The sequence below is a fragment of the Candidatus Kuenenia stuttgartiensis genome (assembly GCF_900232105.1).
GTDB classification, from domain to species: domain Bacteria; phylum Planctomycetota; class Brocadiia; order Brocadiales; family Brocadiaceae; genus Kuenenia; species Kuenenia stuttgartiensis_A.
On sequence record NZ_LT934425.1, the window covers coordinates 4,110,560 to 4,130,557 of the forward strand.

28 protein-coding genes and 3 pseudogenes are annotated in these 19,998 nt (G+C 38.4%); 1 reads left to right on the forward strand and 30 read right to left on the reverse strand.

Annotated elements, in window-relative coordinates; translation table 11 throughout:
* Position 1 precedes the first annotated feature (1 nt).
* From KSMBR1_RS21330 to KSMBR1_RS19215, 29 genes and pseudogenes are all read right to left on the reverse strand, one after another.
* Complete coding sequence (locus KSMBR1_RS21330) at positions 2-1,093, reverse strand: multiheme c-type cytochrome (RefSeq protein ID WP_157820736.1); 1,092 nt, start codon at positions 1,091-1,093, stop codon at positions 2-4.
* Between the two features lie 37 nt (positions 1,094-1,130).
* Complete coding sequence (locus KSMBR1_RS19085; protein WP_099326727.1) at positions 1,131-1,853, reverse strand: hypothetical protein; 723 nt, start codon at positions 1,851-1,853, stop codon at positions 1,131-1,133.
* Between the two features lie 41 nt (positions 1,854-1,894).
* Positions 1,895-2,665: a cytochrome b N-terminal domain-containing protein gene (locus KSMBR1_RS19090; RefSeq protein ID WP_099326728.1), complete on the reverse strand. Its 771-nt coding sequence runs from the start codon at positions 2,663-2,665 to the stop codon at positions 1,895-1,897.
* 82 nt (positions 2,666-2,747) lie between these two features.
* Positions 2,748-4,160 (reverse strand): FAD-dependent oxidoreductase, encoded by a 1,413-nt coding sequence (locus tag KSMBR1_RS19095; protein ID WP_230405663.1) that lies wholly within the window; start codon positions 4,158-4,160, stop codon positions 2,748-2,750.
* Between the two features lie 36 nt (positions 4,161-4,196).
* Positions 4,197-4,493: pseudogene (locus KSMBR1_RS23750) on the reverse strand (hypothetical protein); the annotation flags it as partial.
* Between the two features lie 34 nt (positions 4,494-4,527).
* Entirely contained in the window at positions 4,528-5,049 is a 522-nt protein-coding gene (locus KSMBR1_RS19100) for a QcrA and Rieske domain-containing protein (RefSeq protein ID WP_099326730.1), read from the reverse strand.
* A gap of 363 nt (positions 5,050-5,412) precedes the next feature.
* Positions 5,413-5,658 carry a sulfurtransferase TusA family protein gene (locus tag KSMBR1_RS19105; protein WP_169702827.1) on the reverse strand — a complete coding sequence of 82 codons (246 nt, stop codon included), beginning with the start codon at positions 5,656-5,658 and terminating at the stop codon, positions 5,413-5,415.
* Between the two features lie 45 nt (positions 5,659-5,703).
* Entirely contained in the window at positions 5,704-6,123 is a 420-nt protein-coding gene (locus KSMBR1_RS19110; RefSeq protein WP_099326731.1) for a M67 family metallopeptidase, read from the reverse strand.
* A 41-nt stretch (positions 6,124-6,164) separates the two neighbouring features.
* Positions 6,165-7,079 (reverse strand): PLP-dependent cysteine synthase family protein, encoded by a 915-nt coding sequence (locus KSMBR1_RS19115; RefSeq protein WP_099327130.1) that lies wholly within the window; start codon positions 7,077-7,079, stop codon positions 6,165-6,167.
* A gap of 33 nt (positions 7,080-7,112) precedes the next feature.
* On the reverse strand, positions 7,113-7,532 hold the full coding sequence (locus tag KSMBR1_RS19120; protein ID WP_099326732.1) for a DsrE/DsrF/DrsH-like family protein: 420 nt from the start codon (positions 7,530-7,532) through the stop codon (positions 7,113-7,115).
* A 13-nt stretch (positions 7,533-7,545) separates the two neighbouring features.
* A complete protein-coding gene (locus KSMBR1_RS19125) occupies positions 7,546-8,436 on the reverse strand; it encodes a 4Fe-4S dicluster domain-containing protein (RefSeq protein ID WP_099327131.1) in 891 nt (296 codons plus the stop codon).
* Between the two features lie 146 nt (positions 8,437-8,582).
* The gene (locus KSMBR1_RS19130) at positions 8,583-9,221 is read right to left on the reverse strand and encodes a precorrin-2 dehydrogenase/sirohydrochlorin ferrochelatase family protein (protein ID WP_099326733.1); all 639 of its coding nucleotides are present in this window, start codon (positions 9,219-9,221) and stop codon (positions 8,583-8,585) included.
* Positions 9,222-9,234: 13 nt separating this feature from the next.
* A complete protein-coding gene (lysA, locus tag KSMBR1_RS19135; protein ID WP_099326734.1) occupies positions 9,235-10,524 on the reverse strand; it encodes a diaminopimelate decarboxylase in 1,290 nt (429 codons plus the stop codon).
* 5 nt (positions 10,525-10,529) lie between these two features.
* Entirely contained in the window at positions 10,530-11,912 is a 1,383-nt protein-coding gene (argH, locus tag KSMBR1_RS19140) for an argininosuccinate lyase (protein WP_099326735.1), read from the reverse strand.
* Positions 11,913-12,202: 290 nt separating this feature from the next.
* A complete protein-coding gene (locus KSMBR1_RS19145; protein ID WP_099326736.1) occupies positions 12,203-12,538 on the reverse strand; it encodes an ankyrin repeat domain-containing protein in 336 nt (111 codons plus the stop codon).
* A 256-nt stretch (positions 12,539-12,794) separates the two neighbouring features.
* Positions 12,795-12,944 (reverse strand): annotated as a pseudogene (locus KSMBR1_RS23755) (CopG family transcriptional regulator); the annotation flags it as partial.
* A gap of 223 nt (positions 12,945-13,167) precedes the next feature.
* Positions 13,168-13,440: pseudogene (locus tag KSMBR1_RS23760) on the reverse strand (BrnT family toxin); the annotation flags it as partial.
* Between the two features lie 48 nt (positions 13,441-13,488).
* A complete protein-coding gene (locus KSMBR1_RS19160; protein WP_099326737.1) occupies positions 13,489-13,935 on the reverse strand; it encodes a type II toxin-antitoxin system RelE family toxin in 447 nt (148 codons plus the stop codon).
* Positions 13,928-14,164, reverse strand: a complete 237-nt coding sequence (locus KSMBR1_RS19165; RefSeq protein WP_099326738.1) for a hypothetical protein — start codon at positions 14,162-14,164, stop codon at positions 13,928-13,930. The genes KSMBR1_RS19160 and KSMBR1_RS19165 overlap by 8 nt, the downstream gene beginning before the upstream one ends.
* Before the next feature lie 94 nt (positions 14,165-14,258).
* On the reverse strand, positions 14,259-14,528 hold the full coding sequence (locus tag KSMBR1_RS19170; RefSeq protein WP_197705260.1) for an addiction module protein: 270 nt from the start codon (positions 14,526-14,528) through the stop codon (positions 14,259-14,261).
* Between the two features lie 75 nt (positions 14,529-14,603).
* Positions 14,604-14,801 carry a type II toxin-antitoxin system RelE/ParE family toxin gene (locus tag KSMBR1_RS19175; protein WP_197705261.1) on the reverse strand — a complete coding sequence of 66 codons (198 nt, stop codon included), beginning with the start codon at positions 14,799-14,801 and terminating at the stop codon, positions 14,604-14,606.
* The gene (locus KSMBR1_RS19180; protein WP_099326740.1) at positions 14,789-14,971 is read right to left on the reverse strand and encodes a hypothetical protein; all 183 of its coding nucleotides are present in this window, start codon (positions 14,969-14,971) and stop codon (positions 14,789-14,791) included. The genes KSMBR1_RS19175 and KSMBR1_RS19180 overlap by 13 nt, the downstream gene beginning before the upstream one ends.
* Before the next feature lie 80 nt (positions 14,972-15,051).
* Positions 15,052-15,357, reverse strand: coding sequence for a type II toxin-antitoxin system RelE/ParE family toxin (locus KSMBR1_RS19185; protein WP_099326741.1), 306 nt, complete (start codon positions 15,355-15,357; stop codon positions 15,052-15,054).
* Positions 15,354-15,575: an addiction module protein gene (locus KSMBR1_RS19190; protein ID WP_099326742.1), complete on the reverse strand. Its 222-nt coding sequence runs from the start codon at positions 15,573-15,575 to the stop codon at positions 15,354-15,356. Before KSMBR1_RS19190 ends, KSMBR1_RS19185 begins: the two co-directional genes overlap by 4 nt.
* A 477-nt stretch (positions 15,576-16,052) precedes the next feature.
* Entirely contained in the window at positions 16,053-16,319 is a 267-nt protein-coding gene (locus KSMBR1_RS19195) for a hypothetical protein (RefSeq protein WP_099326743.1), read from the reverse strand.
* Positions 16,320-16,380: 61 nt separating this feature from the next.
* The gene (locus tag KSMBR1_RS19200; protein ID WP_197705262.1) at positions 16,381-16,575 is read right to left on the reverse strand and encodes a hypothetical protein; all 195 of its coding nucleotides are present in this window, start codon (positions 16,573-16,575) and stop codon (positions 16,381-16,383) included.
* A 475-nt stretch (positions 16,576-17,050) separates the two neighbouring features.
* A complete protein-coding gene (locus tag KSMBR1_RS19205) occupies positions 17,051-17,272 on the reverse strand; it encodes an addiction module protein (protein ID WP_099326744.1) in 222 nt (73 codons plus the stop codon).
* Positions 17,273-17,565: 293 nt separating this feature from the next.
* Positions 17,566-17,841 (reverse strand): DUF2283 domain-containing protein, encoded by a 276-nt coding sequence (locus tag KSMBR1_RS19210; protein WP_197705263.1) that lies wholly within the window; start codon positions 17,839-17,841, stop codon positions 17,566-17,568.
* Positions 17,823-18,131: a hypothetical protein gene (locus KSMBR1_RS19215; RefSeq protein WP_099326745.1), complete on the reverse strand. Its 309-nt coding sequence runs from the start codon at positions 18,129-18,131 to the stop codon at positions 17,823-17,825. The genes KSMBR1_RS19210 and KSMBR1_RS19215 overlap by 19 nt, the downstream gene beginning before the upstream one ends.
* Before the next feature lie 116 nt (positions 18,132-18,247).
* On the opposite strand from KSMBR1_RS19215, the gene KSMBR1_RS19220 reads away from it, so the two are divergent.
* The gene (locus KSMBR1_RS19220; RefSeq protein ID WP_099326746.1) at positions 18,248-19,285 is read left to right on the forward strand and encodes an IS630 family transposase; all 1,038 of its coding nucleotides are present in this window, start codon (positions 18,248-18,250) and stop codon (positions 19,283-19,285) included.
* A 543-nt stretch (positions 19,286-19,828) separates the two neighbouring features.
* Here KSMBR1_RS19220 and KSMBR1_RS23765 read toward each other — a convergent pair.
* Complete coding sequence (locus KSMBR1_RS23765; protein WP_197705264.1) at positions 19,829-19,945, reverse strand: addiction module protein; 117 nt, start codon at positions 19,943-19,945, stop codon at positions 19,829-19,831.
* Positions 19,946-19,998: the final 53 nt, after the last annotated feature.

The window sequence follows — 19,998 nt, forward strand, 5'->3', positions numbered from 1 at the left end:
GTCAATTTATTTTAGGGAGTTTGAATTCTTGCAAGCCTATATCATCAGTGGCAGTAGTTTTATATGGTTCTGTATGTTCCGGAAAAAACCATTCATCACCTTTGCCATATTCCTGAAAAAATTTCAAACGCATTTCGTGAGCTCTTGTATGATGACAAGGTCCACAAATGTTATAAACTGTCCCAAACGTACCTATTTTCGCTATCTTCTGCCCTTCGGGAGCCTTACCAACTTCCATGAAATATGCATATGTTTCACCTGCACCGTGACAAGCTTCACATGTTACCCCTTCTTCCGAGTAAGTACCGGTATCTGCATCATACCCAGTTGTATGACACTTAAAACATGTTGTTCTGTATGCCTCATTCCCCGCGATATAATCAGGCGCCTTTTTTACTTTTTCGAATGTCTTAAATTTTATCCGCTGCCATCTTTCAACATGCGGAGAGGTTAGCCCGGTATGGCATTTCAAACACTTGTCACTCCCTACATAAATATTCTTATCACCCGTTATGCAAAAACGCTTGAAATCCCCCATTTCAATTCGCTGATTTGGGTCATTCTCTTCCGGGGTTAACGTTGCAAGTTCATCCCAAAATTCAAACAAAGGTTCCGCAGTTTTCAGTTTTTTCAACATATCTCGTCTTCCGACAACCATACCCTCATGCGCCATTTCTTCATTAAGCGCCCTTCCAATCCCACCGTGACAAACTGTACATCCGTAAATATCAGACGGAAAATATTTTGTGTTAGGATGAACCGCTACAAGTTTCCTTTCGTCAATGTGGCATGTTATACATCTGTCAACTTTATCGCCATTTTTGCCGTCTGTCCACGCATAGTCGCCTTTTAAAAGAATCTGCTTCACTTCGTACTTTGGACTTTTCAAAGAGGTTAGCCTCTTGCCCAACATTTCTCTTTCCTGTACTGAAGTCGCGGCATTAAACTCCCTCTCAACTTCCTTTGCATTTTCTTTGTAATATTCTTCCTGATATTTCTTCCATTCAGGATTGAATTCTTCGTTGAACCAAACAAGCGTGCTGATAAAAAACATGCTACTAAAAACAAAAAATATCAGTCTTTGTATGCTCATAAATCACCTGCCATAAGAAATATTTTTTGTACTAAAATCATATGTTAATCCAAGGTGTCGCTATAATATACTTAATATTAAAAGCAATCCTTAAAAACATTTTTAATACAATACCAATCATTGTAAGCATAAGCCCCATCGTTATGACATAACGTATAACGCCTATCCTATTAAAAAAATTACTATTAACCAAAATGGGAACAACTAATCCAACGAAATAAAAGCCTAACAACAATGCCATACCTACCGACAACGGCATATTATGTAAAGGCGGAGGCGTTGGAAAATCATGCGTCCATTTTTCCCACGGCCAAAAGAAAGACCAAAAAGGCCCTCTCAATGCTGTTCCGATATAAATTAAAATATACCAGAATATATAGCCAGACATGAAAGCGCTTACTGCAAACTTTCTTTCTCTGAATGTATAATAACCGTTCCCCTTGGGATTGTTATCAATGTATGGTATAACAATCAACCCTAAAACTATTATACCAGGAAGTACAACACCTGCAAACCAAGGGTCAAAATAAACTAAAGCCTCCTGTAATCCCAAAAAATACCACGGCGCTTTTGCTGGATTTTCAGCTTGCCCTGGATTTGACAACTCACGTAACGGCGCATCTACAAAATATGAATAAACAAGAAGCCCAACGGTAACAAATATAGCCGCCAAAAACTCTTTAGCTACCAAGTTGGGCCATGTAAAGACCTTATCATCTTTGATTTCAATAGAAACACTTCTTCGCTCACTAACTTCCATGGAACTACTCCTCTGAAATTCCGATGAAACAAAAATTTAAACTATAACGGGCCAGAAATGCCGCCATCCTTACGAACTCTCCAAAAATGAACCATCATAAGAGCAGAGGCGATAACAGGTATACCGATACAGTGCCACACATAAGCACGCAACAACGCAGGGGCCCCAATTGATGTGCCTCCCAATAAGGCAAATCGGATATCATTATTTGCCTCCATTCCTAAAATATAAGCAAAGGGGCCTTCATGTCCTAACAAGGGGGTCGCCCTCGCCATGTTCGTGCCAACAGTAATAGCCCAATATCCCAATTGATCCCAAGGTAACAAATAACCTGTAAAACTTAGCAAAAATGTTAACACTAGCAAAAAAACACCCACCACCCAATTGAACTGACGCGGCGGTTTGTAAGAGCCTGTCAAAAACACCCGCAACATATGAATACTCACGGTAATAACCATTGCATGAGCGCCCCAACGATGTGAATTTCTTAAAAATCTCCCAAATGGCACCACATACATCAAATCGACGGTGTCAGCATATGCCCTGTTTACATCTGGTGTATAATAAAACATGAGCAAAATACCGGTCAATGCTTCAAATAGAAAAATAAAAAACGTAATCCCACCCATACACCAGGTAAACCGTATCTTTGTACCGTGTTCTCGCACCTTCGCCGGATGCAAATGCAACCATACATTACTGATTATCTGAAGGACTCTGTTCCTTGGGGTATCTGCATAACCATGCCGGAATACAGACCTCCAAATTTCATTCTCTGTAATCAATCTTTTTAATTCATTCAGTGATTTCATTTAAACATCCCCTTCTCAGCTATACTTTTATCTTTATGCTCTCTTTTCATGATTAATATACCCTCCAACCTCCCCCCTTTCTTTATAGAAATTTATTAACGTCCTCATTGGGTTTCCATAATACACGCTTCATAGATATCACATTTACAGGACAATCTTTACAATTTCCACAACGAATACATTTATCAGTATATTTAATTACAATACCATCCTTGCTCATAAATGGCTTGTGTTCTTTACTTTGGTCAAATGCATCCACTTGTTTAAGCGCACCTACAGGACACACCATGCTGCAACGCCCGCACAGCACGCATTCATTTGTTTCAACATTTATCGTAAGGTCACACTTAAGACATCTGTTTGCTTCTCTTGCCGCCTGAAATTCATCTAAGCCAAGCTCGACTAGATCAAAATTGCCTTCTCTCTCGTGTTCTGGCAACAATCGCATATCTTGACGGAGTGTTGCATCATAATTTTCTTCTCGCAAATCAATTTCACTATCAAGAAGCGTTACCCAAACTTTTTTCTTAGGCTCCTCCAACGGTTCACCGTTTATAAACCTGTCAATAGAATTGGCAGCTAAATGGCCCTGTGCGATACATTCTATTATTGTGCTAGGGCCTAATGTGACATCTCCCCCTGCAAAAATACCCTTTTTACTTGTTGCAAGATTCCCATCAACAGCAATGGTTCCCCATTTATTAACTTTCAAACCATGCTTATCCCCTAAGAATTTTAAATCTGGTTCCTGGCTGATTGCAGAAATAACACAGTCAGTATCAATGATAAAAGTGGAATCCGGAATAGGCTCAGGCCTTCTTCTTCCACTTTCATCTGGTTTTCCCAACCGCATCTTAATACATTCCAAACCTTTTGCCTTCCCATTCTCGGTTACAATTTTCACTGGAGCAGCCAAAAAGTGGAAACTTACCCCTTCGTGCTCAGCTTCTTCAACCTCCCACGACAATGCTGGCATCTCTTCCCTGGTTCTTCTATAAACGATGGAAACATTTTTGGATAGACGCTTTGCAGTTCTTGCTGCATCTACGGCAGAATTACCGCCACCAATTACAACGATATTTTCGCCGGGTTTCCTAGTATCACCAGCACTAACATTTTTCAAAAATACAAGACAATCCATTACACCATCAGTGCCTTCTTCTCCCGCTATTTCAAGGCGTTTGCCAATTTGTGCACCTACAGCAATAAACACCGCATCATATCCCATTTCCAGTAAATCAGAAAAAGATTTACCTTTGCCTCCAATCGGAGTGTTTGTCTTTATTTGCACGCCTCTTTCTAAAATATGGCTAACATCAAACATAATCTGGTCGCGAGGCAACCTATAAGATGGAATAGCCCACATCATCATACCGCCTACCTGGGCTTCTTTTTCAAATACGGTCACTTTATATCCCATCCCTGCAAGGTCAAAAGCCGCAGTCAACCCCGCCGGTCCAGCTCCTATAATCGCTACCTTCTGTTTTTTCTTCACTACCGCCGGAGCAGGAATTTTTATTTTATTTTTAAAAACATAATCAGTGACAAATCTCTTTAAAGCATCGATAGCAACAGGCCGGTCAAAATCCCCGCGCTTACATTTAGATTCACATGGATGAGGGCAGACGTAACCACACACCGCGGGAAAAGGGTTTGTTTCCTTCATAAGTCTGTAAGATTCTTCAAACTTACCTTGGCTAATTAATCGTATATATCCCGGTACATCCATATGCGCCGGACAACGGTGCTGACAACGTATGTTTTCTCTCAACCAATCCAAATCTAAAAGTGCGCGTATTCCTTGTTCTGGTATTGTTGTTTGAGTCATTGAAGTATCTTTCTAAATAAATCCAAAAAAAATCCTACACAATTAACTCTGTCTCTAACGGTACTTTCACGCTTGTATCAACAGCCAATTTCCCATTATTGTCAAGTATCATCTGCAAATGATCTAATGGCCGTGGCGCTGGCCCCGCGAAATTTACACCGTTGCGGTAATATTTACTTCCATGGCATGGACATTCGAATATATTTTTTTCTTTTGAAAACTCTACTGCACAACCAAGATGCGTACAAACAACAGAGATTGCTTTAAAACTATCTGCGTCACGAACAACAAATATTTTTCTCGATTTCAAAGTAGTAACCGAGCCTACAGGAAACTGTTTCGGTTCGCCAACAAAAAACCTTGGCGACGGTTCAAAAAGTACTTTTGGATAGAAGAATCCTTTATAACCAAACAATTGACTTAAATAAGCTCCTATCGCGGCAAAAAACAAACCCCAACCAGCTAATGTCAGGAAATTTCTGCGAGATATAGTAAACCAGATACCCCCTTCTTTCCCTGATTCACAGCATTTGTTTTCATCTTTTTTTGATCCCATAATTACCTCCTCAATCAATTGAATTTGATTTTCTCAGGGTTGTACTCGATCACTTTTATGCACAACATTTAATCAGAAAACTATCTTTAATCTTTATAACGTTTTAATGCTTGATTTGTTAATCGTTATACACTTTCACTTTCAACGGTAAAAATAATTAAAATTTCATTTGTACTGTTTTTTTCTTTGGAACAGCTTCTGTTAGTACTTAATTGTAAAATTAAGAGAGCAGGATATAGTAGGACTAATGGATTATCGATTAAAGGGTACATACTCGATGCGAGTCAAACGTATATTTAGGGTCGAATAATAAAGATATCAAAAAGAAATGTCAAGAATATTTTGATAAACCAAAAGATATTTTTATACCTTCTTAATCAGGATTCTATAACTATTATCCAAGTTCTCCACCTTAACTATTTTATGGCCTTCTTCCTTTATGCTTCTGGGAACACTTCTCATCGGTTCTCCATCATCTAATATAACTTCCAAAATTTGACCGGTATCCAACATCTCCAGTTTCAATTTTGTTTTTACAAAGTTAATAGGACAAAGCACTCCCCTTAAATCAATTTTATCATCCGGAACAAATTCCTCTTTCTCTGTCACTTATACATCCCCAAAAAATAACAAAATAAATATGTACTGTAAAAATTACCCGATACAATTAATTTTTTCTTCTATAAATAATTTTCTCTTTTCATCAAAAATCCACGCTCTGAATTCAATATCTTTCCGTTTTTCCACTGAAACGATCATATAGGAATAACCACTCCAAGCATTCTCTGTGTCAAATGCCGAAGGAACTGCAGGATGATCGGGATGTGAATGATAAATGCCTATAATTTGTAATCCTTTTTTGGAAGCGATTCTGTCTGTCTTCATGAAATCCTTACCGGATATTTCGTATCTATCCTGCGTTCTTTCTGTATTTTTATTTTGAACAGCATGTACCTCTACTACTTTTTTTTCTGAAGTATTCATGCCGACTAATAACCCGCAACATTCTAAAGGGTAGTTCTTTATTACCTCATTTTTAATACTGTTTAACTCATTTTTACCGATGTGTAACAATTCCTCAGTACCTCAAATCTTAAGAAAAGCCTGTACACAAATTACCAAAAACTTGTACTAAGATATCTATCACCCCTGTCGGGAAATATTGTCACAATCATCCCATTTTTAATTTCATCCGCTACCTTTAACGATGCTGCAAGGGCGGCGCCAGAAGAATACCCGACAAAAAATCCCTCCTCTGCGGCAAGCCTCTTTACCAATTTATACGCATCTTCCGTTTCAACATACATTTTCCTGTCGGGAAAATCCTCATTGTAAATGCCAGGAGTAATCGAAGTTTCCATATGCTTCATTCCTTCCAGTCCGTGAATGGACGTGTCGGGTTCAACCGATATTACCTGAATATTAGAGTTAAATTTCTTCAACCTTTTTCCCGTACCCATTAATGTGCCACTCGTTCCCAAACAAGCAATAAAATGGGTTAAGTTACCCTCTGTCTGCTTCCATATTTCAACACCGGTTGTTTCATAGTGCGACATCCAATTTGAAGGGTTATTGTACTGATTGCCATAAAAATATTTTGCAGGGGTTTCGTTGACCAGTCTCTTGGCTTCATTCATAGCGCCGTCAGAACCTAATAATGGATCCGTGTATATGGTTTTTGTTCCGAAAGCAGATACGATTCGTTTTCTTTCCTCACTAACATTTAAGGGCATTACCAAATTAACCTCGTATCCTTTTACTGCACCGATAAACGCATACGCTATGCCGGTATTACCCGAAGTCGAATCTATCAATATTTTATCACCGCCCAACTTCCCCGATTTTTCAGCATCTTCGACAATTCGTAACGCGGGACGATCCTTTACAGAGCCTCCAGGGTTAAACCATTCTGCTTTAACGTAAATTTCTACGTTCCTTTTCTGCAATTCCTTTGTAATTTTGTTAATCCTGATAAGCGGCGTGTTTCCAATTCTCTCCAAAATTGAATTGCAACGTACTTTTCGGGGCATATCGTTATCTTTTAATATCCCAACCTGCATACATCAAATAAATAATTGTGTTTCTGCTCCATCAGCAATTTCTATTATTGTTGTCAAGCCAAGAATATCATCTACTTTCGATTTTACTTTTACTTCTTCAAGATCCATTAACTTCACGGCTCCCGAACATGCATACAGTTTTAAATTTCCAAGAGATCTCACCTCTTCCAGTAGTTCTTTGAGCGGTGCTGGGTTCATATCTACCATACGTTTCCTCAACCCTTCGCCTTCCTCTCCAAATTCAGAACCCAAAATTTCCGGCGAAAATTCTTCATTAACAAAACGTTTCAATGCCCCAAAAAAGAGGAAAATGTACGTTTCTTTTCCCATTGAAGCGGCAGTAATAGCCAATGTAACAATCTGATAAAGCTTATCGTAGGTTCCACTATGTGCAAATATGACAAATTTTTTTTTCCTGCTCATTAATAGTAATCCTTTATGCTTTCGTAAAAGCGCCAGCAACTTCCTTTTTGAATTTGTCCAAACCTACGCGGTCAATACACGTGCCAACTCTTTCTTTCGTTTTACCATTTTTGTTATACCATTCGATTGTGGCATTCGCAAAATCATTTACTTTCTCATCAGGTAAATAATCAAGAACAACATCCGCTTCACGGGGGTGTCTACCATGTTTCCCCCCCACTCTTACCAGCCAGCCCTTTTTCTTTTCTTTCCATACATCCATCGGGCAAGCCTTAATACAATCGCCGCAATACACACATTTCGATTGATCAAATATAGGTTTTCCCTCTTTATCAGAAACGATAGCACCTTCCAAACACGCCTTTGCGCATAAGGTACACCCATTACAAAAATCTTCTGTCCAAACAGGATAAACAACACCCTGAAACCCCAAATCAGACTCCCTCGTTCTCGTACAATCAATCGGGCATCCGGAAAACCCCATTTTGAACTTATGGTGACACGGCGTGCCGAAAAACTTTTCGTCCACTTCCAGCGCCTTTGCTTGTGTATCCATAATCCCATTCGGATTGTATTCACAACCACCACACGCAGTAGGTACTCTGACCCTTGGCCCGCAGGAAGCAACTTTTTGATCTACCGTCGCCAGTTCCTTTATTACCGCATCGAAATCGTCAATATGAACCCCAATAATTTCCACCGATTGTCTGAAACTCAGGTGGCAATATCCCAATCTACTGTATTTCTTCGCAACTTCTGCAATCTTTAACATTTTATCAGGGGTAATTCGACCACCAGGAACTTTTAACCGAACCGTAAAAAGATCTTTTTGCGTCTGTTTTATAAATCCTCCGGACTTTAGCTCGTTTAAATCAATCTTTTGTTTCACTGTTTTTTCTGCCATTGCAACTCCAGTCATTTTAATTATAACCGTAACACATCACAGTACTTACGTATACTATCACACCATATTTCTTTCTTAAATTAACATTAGCACTTTGCAAAAACTAAAGCAAGAAAAAAGAAGTTTTAAACAAAAATCTTCCATAATTATTTACAAATATGTTTCCCTGAAATAATATTCAGCATTTTATTTCTCGTTTCAGAGGCTCCCTTTTCCTTAAAAAAATCAAACATATCCCATTCCGCAATTCGCTGTAAAATTCCCCGCCTGATTTTTTCGTCAGAAATTTCGCCAAGCACTTTTCTCCGCATTTCTGACAAAAGTTCTGTAAACTCACTGTATTCATTTCCAAATTGTTTTTCCAGATGCAAACGTATATTGCGCGCAAAAGCAGGGCTTGACCCGCCGGTAGAAATGGTAATACAAAGATCTCCGCGTACAATAGACGACGGAACAATAAAGGAACAGTAATCCGGTTTATCCACAACATTCACCAGCATCCCCTTTCTCACCGCATCATGATAGACTTTTTCATTCACCTTTTCATCATCAGTAGATGCGATTACAATTACCGCTCCATTCAAATAGTATTCGTCGTATTTCTGTTTAACGAGTTCAATGCCTTCTTCCCTTTCCATCTCCGGACAAAACACAGGAGACACTACAACTACCTTTGCACCGGCATTTTTCAAGCTACAAACCTTGCGCCAGGCAACGTTCCCACCCCCGACCACCACACATTTTTTATTATTAATATTGATTTGCGCCGGGTAATATTTCGACATATTTTCTCCGCAATTAAACCAATTCCTCGCCTGCAATTAAATCTTCATACGTTTCCCTTTTTCTTATAACAATATATTTGTCTCTATCCACAAGAATCTCGCATGAACGCGGACGGGAATTATAGCTGGAACTCATGGTAAACCCATACGCGCCAGCGCTAAATATTGCCAGCAAATCTCCCTCATTGACCGGTGGAATCGCCCTGTCTTTCGCAAAAACATCGCTGCTTTCACATACAGGGCCTACAATATCTACCAAATCCATCCCTTGTTTTGCCACACTTGTGTCAGGAGTTTCAACATCAGGCATCGCAACGCTGGTGTTTACCGGCCATATCCTGTGAAACGCATCATAAAGAGCGGGACGTAACAAATCATTCATAGCCGCATCGCAAATAACAAATTTTTTGCCATGCGAGTTTTGTTTATTATAAATAACACTTGTTACTAAAATCCCCGAATTACCTGTAATAAACCGCCCGGGTTCCATGATTACCCGACACTTCATCTCTTTAGCAAATGGCAGTATTTGGGTGGAATAATCCTTTGGCTCTATTACTTTTTCCCCCGTATATGAAATACAATATCCCCCCCCTATATTTAAATATTGTATATTGATGCCGGCATTACGACATTTCTCCATAAACATGGTAATTTTTTTTAAGGCATTCACATAAGGGTCTGCTGAATATATCGGCGAACCTAAATGTACATGAATTCCGCAAATAGTAACATTTGTATATGCCTTCGCTTTTTCAATAATTGTTTCCGCAACAATCAGGTCAATGCCAAATTTGTTTTCCTTTTTCCCCGTCGTGGTTTTTGCATGAGTCTTGGCGTCAATATCGGGATTAATGCGCAAAGCAACTTTTGCCGTTTTACCCGCCCTGCATGCCGCTGCATTTATATGTTCTATCTCTGCAATTGATTCAACATTAAACATAAAAATATCATTTTCCAGGGCGTATTGTATTTCTTTATCCGTTTTCCCTACTCCGGCAAACACAATCTTTGAGGGCTTTCCGCCTGCCTTAAGCGCCCGAAACAGCTCGCCGCCTGAAACTACATCAAAACCGGACCCTTCATCGGCTAATATTTTGCAAACCGAAAGATTTGAATTCGACTTCACCGAAAAACAAATGGTCGCGTCAACCTCCTGAAATGCGGTTTTTAATTCATTAAACCTTGTGAGAATTGCATTTTTGCTGTAAATATAAACCGGCGTACCTGTCTCTGAAACAATATCTTTAATCTTTACCCGCTCACAATAGAGGGTATTCCCATCATAATGAAAAGCATCCATAAATATTATCCCTTACTCAATTTTCTTTCCCAGTGTGCAAGACGGTTTTTCACAAGACGCGGCGCTGAAGAACCTGAGCTCTTGTAGTTCATAACACAATTCTCTACCCCAATCACCTGAAATACATCTTTCGTAATAAGGTGAGAATGACGTTTCAATGTTTCTAAATCTAAATCTTTTATCTTCCGGTTTAGCCGAACACATTCCCTCACAATATTCCCGACAATCTCATGCGCCTTGCGAAATGGCACATCTAGTTTTACCAGATATTCAGCGAGCGCCGTTGCGTCACTGAAACCATTTTCACATGCCAGTTTCATTCTTTCGCTGTTAAAACGAGTATTTGCAATAAGCTCAGCAAATATATTCAACATAGAATGAACCGTCTCCGCAGCGTCAAAAACGGCAACCTTGTCTTCCTGCATATCCCGGTTATAACTTAAAGGCAATCCCTTAAACAACGTTAGCAATGTAGTCAAATGGCTGTATACGCGCCCACACTTTCCTCTGATAAGCTCCAGCACATCAGGATTCTTCTTCTGCGGCATTATGCTCGAACCGGTACAATAAGCGTCGCTAATATCAATAAAACTAAATTCGTCATTACACCAAATTATCCACTCTTCACACAGCCTTGACAAATGCATTGAGATCAAAGAGAGGGCAAATACATATTCCATACAAAAATCCCGGTCGCTTACCGCGTCAATGCTATTTTGGCAAATACTGCCGAAGTTAAGCAATTTTGCAGTTATCATCGGATCGGTCGGCAACGTTGTACCCGCAAGGGCGCACGCTCCTAAAGGGGATTCATTAAGCCTTTTTGCACAATCGGCAAGCCTCTTTTCATCTCTTTCAAACATCTCTACATATGCCAGTAAATAATGCGACAAAAGTATTGGCTGGGCGTGTTGCATATGGGTAAAGCCAGGCATTATTGCTCCAAAATACTCCTTGCCCTTTTTCACCAGCCCTTGTTGTACAAGGGTTAAGTAGTTGCTCGTAATCAATATTTGCTCACGCACCCACAATCTCAGATCGAGGGCGACCTGATCATTTCTGCTCCTTGCCGTATGTAGTTTTTTCGCCGGTTCTCCGATACGTTCTATCAAAGCCGATTCGATATTCATGTGAATGTCTTCGAGATTTTTTTTAAATTTAAATGTACCGGCATTCATTTCCGCCAAAATAATCTCCAGACCTTTTATAATCTCCTTTTTTTCCTTTTCGGTAATGATCTTGCGCTGCGCAAGCATGGTTGCATGTGCAATGCTTCCCTCAATATCAAACTTATAAAGACGCCAATCGAAGGAAATTGATTCGGTGAAGGACTCTACAGACGCCTTTGTCTGTTCGGTAAATCTTCCACCCCAAAGTTTCTTCTTCATAAATTTATACTTTCACTATTAAAATTTTTTTAAACATGTTGCCTTTATAAAACGACAATTCACACACAGAACGATATTACCCCCAAACGTCAAATACAATGCCTGAAAGAAGAACACACTCGGGCTATAGAAAAGAAAAGGGAGTACTATAGCTCAATACCTGCCCCTAGTCAACACAATAACATTATCGCACACGGCAACATCAAAGTCATAATGCGAAGCAACCTGAGCAAGGATGTGAGCCAAATATTTGCGCTGTCCATGCCAGCTCAGGGAGTATTCACGATTCATTATTCGTCTTGTTTTTTCCCCGGATGGTTGCCTTTTCCTTCCAGAATGTTTACTACTGCAAGATGATTCCTCTTTTTTGCGATATCAAGGGGAGTGTCCCCGTTTTTTGCCCTGGCATGAATATCCGCGCCGTAAGAGATAAGCGTCTTTACAATAGCTTTTTGTCCCTCATGTGCTGCCAGATGAAGGGCGGTATAATTGTTTTGGTACGTAGCGGTTACTAATGAAGGATTTGTCTTGAGAAGATTTTTTACTGTAATTACGTTCCTTGCTTCAATTTCAATTTGAAGTTTTGTTTTCTGTAATTTGTTTTGAAATCCTGAAAAAATACCCATTTTCTTTCACAATCGAGAAATTTTCAAAAGAAGTGATAAATCCACAATTTATTAAGTACACTTTTAGCAACAACTTAAACCCTGTGAACGGTTACAATAATTTTTACAAAAAGGAAGCGAGAGCTTCCAATACAATTACGTTCCCAAGTAGCGGCAAGGCATGCCTTGCCGCTACTTGGGAACGAGCATTTTTACTTTTTCAAAAAACTACAGTGTTACTCTTTTTCAGAGATTGAGTGTCTTGTTAAAGGATTTTTTACATATGACGTTCAGCATATATATCAAGTAAATGACGAATCATTTTCTGGTATTGAGTTTTATGTTTTTTTGCCTCTTTTTTGAAAAAATCAACGCTGGTCTTACTCAGTGTAATAGTAACTTTGATATTATCTTCTTTAAATACTAGTACATCGTTTCGTTAAAATGTGTACGTAAAAAAATGTCATTGCGAGGAGTGGAGCGACGAAGCAATCTCTTGTTCCCAAAAGACTTAAGATTGCTTCGCTGTCGCTCGCAATGACGGTATCAATGTAGATATTTTAATGAAACGTTATCCTAGTTCCTCCGGAGATGGTAAGAAATCGTCGATAATACGAATTTCTCCCAATGGCTCATCAGTATATTTAATTTTATTTTTTGTTTTCGTTGTCATAAATTTTTCTCCCTTTGCGCCAATATCCGGCACCAATGATACGTATTTTGCAACTACGATATGTAAATCGTACTGTGATGAAACCTTCTCCAACTTTTCCAAAACAATAATATCTTTTTTCGTCATGGCTGTGGGTTATGTCTTCTGCAATTATACGATGAGGATCTAAAAATGCATGTTGTGCAAGTTCGAATGAAAGACCATGCCTTTTTTGATTTTCCGGGTTTTTGCTTTCATCCCATTCGAACGTTACCTTAAATACACCCGCTTCTCCTCAAACGACATATTCTGTAACACTTTAGTTTTTCGAAAATTCCAATAATAGCGCTGTTTTCCGCACGATGAGGGACGACGAATGATGGACGAGAGACGACGGACATCCTTCGTCTTTCGTCTCTCGCTCTCCGGAATTCTGGCACATCATCCGCAAAAAGGAACTTGATAACAGAGGTATCAAGGTGATCCCCCATCTATCTGTGACCCTTATTTGTAAAATATCTCCTCTGCCCCTGACGGATTTAATCTCAATGGTTTTGTCTTTAATATTGACTTCATACACAATTCTGATATTGCCCATTCGATATCTAAGTTTCCCTTCAAGTTCACCGTATAGTTTCTTGATATGCTGTCCGAAAAGCGGTTCTCTACTGAGGTCGTCTATGCATTTATTTAATCTTCGCTTAGTACCTTTATCCTGTTTTTTATAATATTTTCCTGCTTCATGCGAAATGAGGGCTTCATACATTCTCTTTTACCTCAGACCACTTTTTAAATCGGCCTGCTTTAAAATCCTCATCACCTCTCATAATACTTTTAAGTAAATCCTTATCTTTGAGAATTTCCTTTGTAACTTCGATTTCTTCTTTAACTTTAAGATAGGCAATGAAATCTGCCACTTCTTTTTTACGTTCTGTGGATAGTTTTTTAAAATCAGTAAATAACTGATCTTCGTTTATCACAATTGATTTACGCATAATTCCCTCCCTTATGATTACTTTATTTTCTATCAATCTTGCTAAACTCGAAAATTCAAAATTAAGTGCTGATTATACAAGTGCTTATGAATTTTCATCGTTTTCGGGTGTCACAAGTGCGACATGACGACTGTTTGCTCATCACATTTTCATAAGAAACTGTCTCGAATTTGCCTGTCTTGTATGCCTGACAGCGATTCCTTGCTTCTTCAGCCCAGATACGGTCGATTTCCGGGTCTGGGCTATCAATCTGGAGGAATGAAATCAAATCTTTATCAATTACATATTTGTCAATGGTAAAGATTCGACCCCCTTCGCGCTCTCTTTTTTTCTCTCTTGTGCAAGATTCAGGTATTAAATTCAACGGGTTTTGCTCCATGATGAATAGTAAGAACCTCAACTTCCTCAGCAACTATACGATAAATAATTCTGTAGTTACCTAATAAATTTCCTTAATATCTTCACGATTTATTTCGGGAACAACTCTGCCTGATTTTGGAAAGAGTTCAAGACGATCTGTTGCCTCAAATGCTCTAATTGCAAACAACTTTGCATATTGAATAGAGTCACGCGCAATAAAGAGACAAATAGAGTCCAAATCATCTAAAGCTTGATCTGTCCATGTTACTTTAACCATTTTTCCATTCTCTTTTTTGCTTCCTCATGAGAAATTTTTTGCCCTGAATCAGCTTGTTTAATACCTCTATCTACTTTATAAATGAGATACAATTTTTCCATAGCGTCTTCAATAGAAGCATCTTGTGGAAGATCTTGAATTGCTTTAAGTACTTGTTCTTTTGGAATCATAATTGTTCCTCCTGAATTGTTGTTTATAATAGCATATTACATAATGATCTTTAAGATGTGATCCTTTCGCTCTCTACAACTTATTTACCTTCGTTAAGTATTCTATTAATCCAATATCTCGGCTCACGATGGAGATGTGAAACGGCCACAACTATAATTGTATCGGCGCCAACACCATAAATAAGTCCATATGGAAATCTTGAAAGCAGGCAGCGCCTGAGATTTGGCTCAATTGCTGGACATGACAATGGATAACTAACTATCCTTCGAACAGCCCTGTCTAAATCATCAAGAAATTGTGTACCCAGACCGAAAGATTGGGAATCATACCATAAAACTGCATCGTCAACCTCTGCTTGTGCTGGTTTTAGAAAGCGAATTTTCATCTGGCTCTATGTTTGCTCATCACATTTTCATAAGAAACTGTCTCTAATTTGCCTGCCTTGTACGCCTGCCAGCGATTCCTTGCTTCTTCAGCCCAGATACGGTCGATTTCCGGGTCTGGTCTGTCAAGCTGCGTTAGGATTGAATCGACAAGTTTAAGCTTCTCAATATCCGACAAAGACCTTATTTTCGCCTCAAGCTCTTTGTTAATCGTTGCCATACTCTTTCTCCTTTCTTATACCTTTTATTACAAACTTATTTAGGGATTGTAAAATAATAAACTTTACAACTTGTATATCAAGAGGGATGGGATCAAATCTTTATCAATTACATATTTGTCAATGGTAAAGATTCGACCCCTTCGCGCTCTCTTAAGTTAAGCTACCAGCCAGAAAAGTCCCCCTTAGAAAAGGGGGATAAAGGGGGTTGTTTTCAAATAATCCTTAACTTAATGACATTGGATTGTAAATCTGAACCCGCTCAGGTGTCTGAAGAGGTCACAAAATAAGAATGAAAATTTACCAAATTAAGTATGGTGTCCCCTGAAGCAACCAAGATCACAAGGTAGCCCTGCTACTCATTCTCATCAGTTAACATCTGGTGTGGTATTTTTCTCATGTTATTTGTAGTTTTGGGGGACGCCTTTACAGATTGTCTGAGAATTCATTTTTCGCAATTTTTCAATAATAAGTCCTTTTTAAATTGTCTCAAATACTTCGACTCTTACATCATATCCGAGTCCGTGCAGGTAATCATAGCAATCGTCCCATGTTAGGCCAAATTCACGTACATCTGCGAGCCCTATCCGCGCAAAGGTATCTCTTAAAAGTTCAAAATACCCATTTTCAAAATCGGCATCTTTCATCATCATTTCTTCTGCCCAACTTGCGAGACTTGTTAACTCCATCTCCCTGTTAAGATACTTTATAAGCATACCGGCGAGCATCTTTCTTGATATAATCATTGTTTTTCATCCCCCATTCTTTTATGACCCTTATCCACAGGATATTTTTCATGGATTTCAATCAATTTTCCATTACTATCATAAATTTCCTGATAAGATTTTTGGTTTCTTCCCTGTCATCTACTTCTTTCACATACCTTGCTTTCCACCCATGCCTTCCTTTTATCTCCAACCAATATTTTCTGCCCCCGTCGCTTAATTTTTCACAATTAAGGAATTTTCTTTCATTAAGCAGCCTTTTACCTTTGATATCCATATACCCCCAATAAGTCTGAATTTCGATTTATATTATTGTAAAAACAAAAAGCGATGAAAAAATTGTTTTTTTTCTCCGGAAGAGGGATGTGAATTATCAAATCTTTATCAATTACATATTTGTCAATGGTAAAGATTCGATCCCATCCGGCTTCAAGGTTAGGGTTTGTGCGGTTCTCTGTCTTGAAGTGTTAATCGGATAGAATGGGGATCACGCGCACAATGAAAGAGCCAAAACACGATTATATGGTTGTCTTCTATCAGGTAGTAAATTGCATACGGAAATCTTCTGAGTAAACGACGGTGAAATTTTCTATAAATCTTCGGGTAAAGAAGTGGCTTCCGAAGAATCTCACCAACACCCGCATAAAATACCCTCAGGAAATCTTCGCCAAGTCCGGATGACTTCGCTTCATACCATAAATAACCACCAAAAACATCTTCCTCAATTTCGGGAAGGAAACGCAGTTCTTATATCATTTCCTTTTTTCTATTCTTGCTTGAAGTTCCTCAATAGATAAAAGCCTCCCACCGGCTGATTCATGTCTTTTGAGCCGTCTGTCTAATTCATCCATATGGCTCTTAGGGACAGTGACCATAGATTCATCCGAAGAGATGCTGTCCCATAAGTCTTCGACCAATAGAATTTTTTCTGGTGTACTCAGTTTTATAATTTCCGGAATATCACTTACACGCACTTTCTTACCTCTTGTTTTATGATAACATTTCTTTTCTTTTTATTCACACTATACAGCAACTGTTTTTCCACAGTTGGTCAACCCCGTTAGATAATAAACATCTGATGGAATTGATGTATTTTTTTAAATTGTGGCGTTTGGCTTATTTATCAAGATTTTACAAGCAACCCAAGTCTTTCGTGATAGCAAAGACACGTCGTAAAACATGTCTATTTCGAATGTAGTTTGTCAATTTGAAAGATTCGACCCCTTTGGCCCCGTTAATATGAGTTTTCCACCCTCTTGATGTGCCTCTAACATATCCCCTTACCGCAGGTATTCTCCTTTCTTTTACCTCTTGAAGCCTCCAATACGGTTATTCCAACCAATTCAGTTTCTTTATACCTCAGCAACACCCCGTTTTCAAGCATCTCTGAATCAGTTGCCTTCTGGGGTCTTTTAAAATTGATGTAAAGAACATCGGCTTCTTTGTCGTAATCCACCCACATTTTTGTTTCCGGCATCTTTATGAAATGGGAAACAAGCCCATAGACTTCCTTTAAAGTATTTTCTATTTTTGTTGTTGCCATACAATCACCTCTCTTTCAAGTTTTATCTTACTTGTGAAATATGCAGTTATTATAAAACCATCATCATTACTGGTTTCCTTATAAACAACAGCAAGGAATCGGTTTTCCCCTGATTCTTTCAGGGCGATCAGTGCTTGTGCATAACCCTTAACAACATAATCAGGAGATTCAATAGTATTTAGAACTTCATCATAATAGCCTGCCAAATCATCATGGTTTTCTACTATGTGAACCCATCGCTCATCAGTTAGTCTGATTGGAACACCATTAATTGATTTTACTATTTCCATCACTCCCTTATTCTACCTCAAAATATCCATCTTCGTAATATAGTAAAAAGCATTTATTTTTAGAAGAACCTGTTTTTTTCTTGCATTTGAATTGTTTCTAGAGTATTAAATTCTGCATGAATCCATTTCTCAGTGAAAAAACCCGAATAGAATTTAAAAAAGCACATAAGAAAGAGCCTCATAGACGTCATGCCGACCGAATCAAAGCTATACTTCTTCTTGATTCAGGATGGAGTTATGAAGAAGTAGCAGAAGCGCTCTTGTTAGACGATCAAACAATCAGGAATTACGAAAAACTATACAAAGATAAAGGTTTCGACGGGCTTTTATCTGACAATTATGTTGGCTGTATGCCAAAACTCACTTGCGAACAAGAAGAACAATTAAAAGATCATATCAGGAAAAACAACTATAGCGCGGCAAAAGAAATTGTTGAATATGTAAAACAGACATTCAATAAGACCTATACACCCGAAGGAATGGTACATACCCTCGATAGATTAGGCTTTACTTACAAGAAAACCACAATAGTTCCAGGCAAAGCAAACCCTGAAAAACAAAAAGAATTTATCGAAAACTACAAACAACTCAAAGAAGAGAAAGCCCCTGGAGATAAGATACTTTTTATGGATGGAGTTCATCCACAGCACAATTCTACGTCTGCATATTGCTGGATAGAGAAAGGCAAAAAGAAGGAAATACCCTCTAATACCGGCAGGAAAAGAATAAATTTAAACGGTGCTATTGACATAGAAACCTTTGAAGTAACAATCCGGGAAGATGAAAGCATCAATGCTCAATCAACAATAAAGCTTTTCCATGAAATAGAGTCAAGGTATGCTCAAGCCGGTACTATTTACATAATCTCTGATAATGCTAAATATTACAGGTCTAAGTTGGTCAAAGAATACCTTGCAAATTCGAGAATAAAGATCAAATTTCTCCCTTCCTATTCACCCAATTTAAATCTCATTGAAAGATTATGGAAATTCTTTCGCAAAAAAATATTGTATAACAAGTATTATGATACTTATGAGAAGTTTAAAAACAAATGTTTAAGTTTTTTCAAAAATATTAACGAGTATACAGATGAATTGTCTACTCTTTTAACTGAAAATTTTCAAATTATTGGCGAGCAAATTTCGAAAATCTGATTTGTTTGACTATAACTACAAAACTATCCCTTGAAATCAAAACATAGAAGAGGGATGGGTCACATCTTTATCAATTAAATATTTACCAATGATAAAGATTCGATCCCATCCGGCTTCAAGGTTAGGGTTTGTGCGGTTCTCTGTCTTGAAGTGTTAATCGGATAGAATGGGGATCACGCGCACAATGAAAAAGCCCAAACACAATTATATTGTTGTCTTCTATCAGGTAGTAAATTGCATACGGAAATCACTGAGTAAACGACGGTGAAATTTTCAATAAATCTTCGGGTAAAGAAGTGGATTCCGAAGAATCTCACCAACACCCGCATAAAATACCCTCAGGAAATCTTCGCCAAGTCCGGATGACTTCGCTTCATACCATAAATAACCACCAAAAACATCTTCCTCAATTTCGGGAAGGAAACGCAGTTCTTATATCATTTCCTTTTTTCTATTCTTGCTTGAAGTTCCTCAATAGATAAAAGCCTCCCACCGGCTGATTCATGTCTTTTGAGCCGTCTGTCTAATTCATCCATATGGCTCTTAGGGACAGTGACCATAGATTCCATCCGAAGAGATGCTGTCCCATAAGTCTTCGACCAATAGAATTTTTTCTGGTGTACTCAGTTTTGTAATTTCCGGAATATCATTTACACGCACTTTCTTACCTCCTATTTTATGATAACATTTCTTTTCTTTTTATTCACACTATA

What these genes read in the sequence shown, in the direction of transcription:
- KSMBR1_RS19165 (WP_099326738.1), bottom strand. Translation starts at nt 14,164, where the DNA reads ATGCGTAAATCAATTGTGATAAACGAAGATCAGTTATTTACTGATTTT.
- argH (WP_099326735.1), bottom strand. Translation starts at nt 11,912, where the DNA reads ATGAAGAAGAAACTTTGGGGTGGAAGATTTACCGAACAGACAAAGGCG.
- KSMBR1_RS19100 (WP_099326730.1), bottom strand. Translation starts at nt 5,049, where the DNA reads ATGGGATCAAAAAAAGATGAAAACAAATGCTGTGAATCAGGGAAAGAA.
- KSMBR1_RS19090 (WP_099326728.1), bottom strand. Translation starts at nt 2,665, where the DNA reads ATGAAATCACTGAATGAATTAAAAAGATTGATTACAGAGAATGAAATT.
- KSMBR1_RS19210 (WP_197705263.1), bottom strand. Translation starts at nt 17,841, where the DNA reads ATGGCAACAACAAAAATAGAAAATACTTTAAAGGAAGTCTATGGGCTT.
- KSMBR1_RS19220 (WP_099326746.1), top strand. Translation starts at nt 18,248, where the DNA reads ATGAATCCATTTCTCAGTGAAAAAACCCGAATAGAATTTAAAAAAGCA.
- lysA (WP_099326734.1), bottom strand. Translation starts at nt 10,524, where the DNA reads ATGGATGCTTTTCATTATGATGGGAATACCCTCTATTGTGAGCGGGTA.
- KSMBR1_RS19125 (WP_099327131.1), bottom strand. Translation starts at nt 8,436, where the DNA reads ATGGCAGAAAAAACAGTGAAACAAAAGATTGATTTAAACGAGCTAAAG.
- KSMBR1_RS19175 (WP_197705261.1), bottom strand. Translation starts at nt 14,801, where the DNA reads ATGGTTAAAGTAACATGGACAGATCAAGCTTTAGATGATTTGGACTCT.
- KSMBR1_RS19160 (WP_099326737.1), bottom strand. Translation starts at nt 13,935, where the DNA reads ATGTATGAAGCCCTCATTTCGCATGAAGCAGGAAAATATTATAAAAAA.
- KSMBR1_RS21330 (WP_157820736.1), bottom strand. Translation starts at nt 1,093, where the DNA reads ATGAGCATACAAAGACTGATATTTTTTGTTTTTAGTAGCATGTTTTTT.
- KSMBR1_RS19190 (WP_099326742.1), bottom strand. Translation starts at nt 15,575, where the DNA reads ATGGCAACGATTAACAAAGAGCTTGAGGCGAAAATAAGGTCTTTGTCG.
- KSMBR1_RS19145 (WP_099326736.1), bottom strand. Translation starts at nt 12,538, where the DNA reads ATGGGTATTTTTTCAGGATTTCAAAACAAATTACAGAAAACAAAACTT.
- KSMBR1_RS19215 (WP_099326745.1), bottom strand. Translation starts at nt 18,131, where the DNA reads ATGGAAATAGTAAAATCAATTAATGGTGTTCCAATCAGACTAACTGAT.
- KSMBR1_RS19085 (WP_099326727.1), bottom strand. Translation starts at nt 1,853, where the DNA reads ATGGAAGTTAGTGAGCGAAGAAGTGTTTCTATTGAAATCAAAGATGAT.
- KSMBR1_RS19185 (WP_099326741.1), bottom strand. Translation starts at nt 15,357, where the DNA reads ATGAAAATTCGCTTTCTAAAACCAGCACAAGCAGAGGTTGACGATGCA.
- KSMBR1_RS19120 (WP_099326732.1), bottom strand. Translation starts at nt 7,532, where the DNA reads ATGAGCAGGAAAAAAAAATTTGTCATATTTGCACATAGTGGAACCTAC.
- KSMBR1_RS19115 (WP_099327130.1), bottom strand. Translation starts at nt 7,079, where the DNA reads ATGCCCCGAAAAGTACGTTGCAATTCAATTTTGGAGAGAATTGGAAAC.
- KSMBR1_RS19195 (WP_099326743.1), bottom strand. Translation starts at nt 16,319, where the DNA reads ATGATTATATCAAGAAAGATGCTCGCCGGTATGCTTATAAAGTATCTT.
- KSMBR1_RS19130 (WP_099326733.1), bottom strand. Translation starts at nt 9,221, where the DNA reads ATGTCGAAATATTACCCGGCGCAAATCAATATTAATAATAAAAAATGT.
- KSMBR1_RS19200 (WP_197705262.1), bottom strand. Translation starts at nt 16,575, where the DNA reads ATGGATATCAAAGGTAAAAGGCTGCTTAATGAAAGAAAATTCCTTAAT.
- KSMBR1_RS19180 (WP_099326740.1), bottom strand. Translation starts at nt 14,971, where the DNA reads ATGATTCCAAAAGAACAAGTACTTAAAGCAATTCAAGATCTTCCACAA.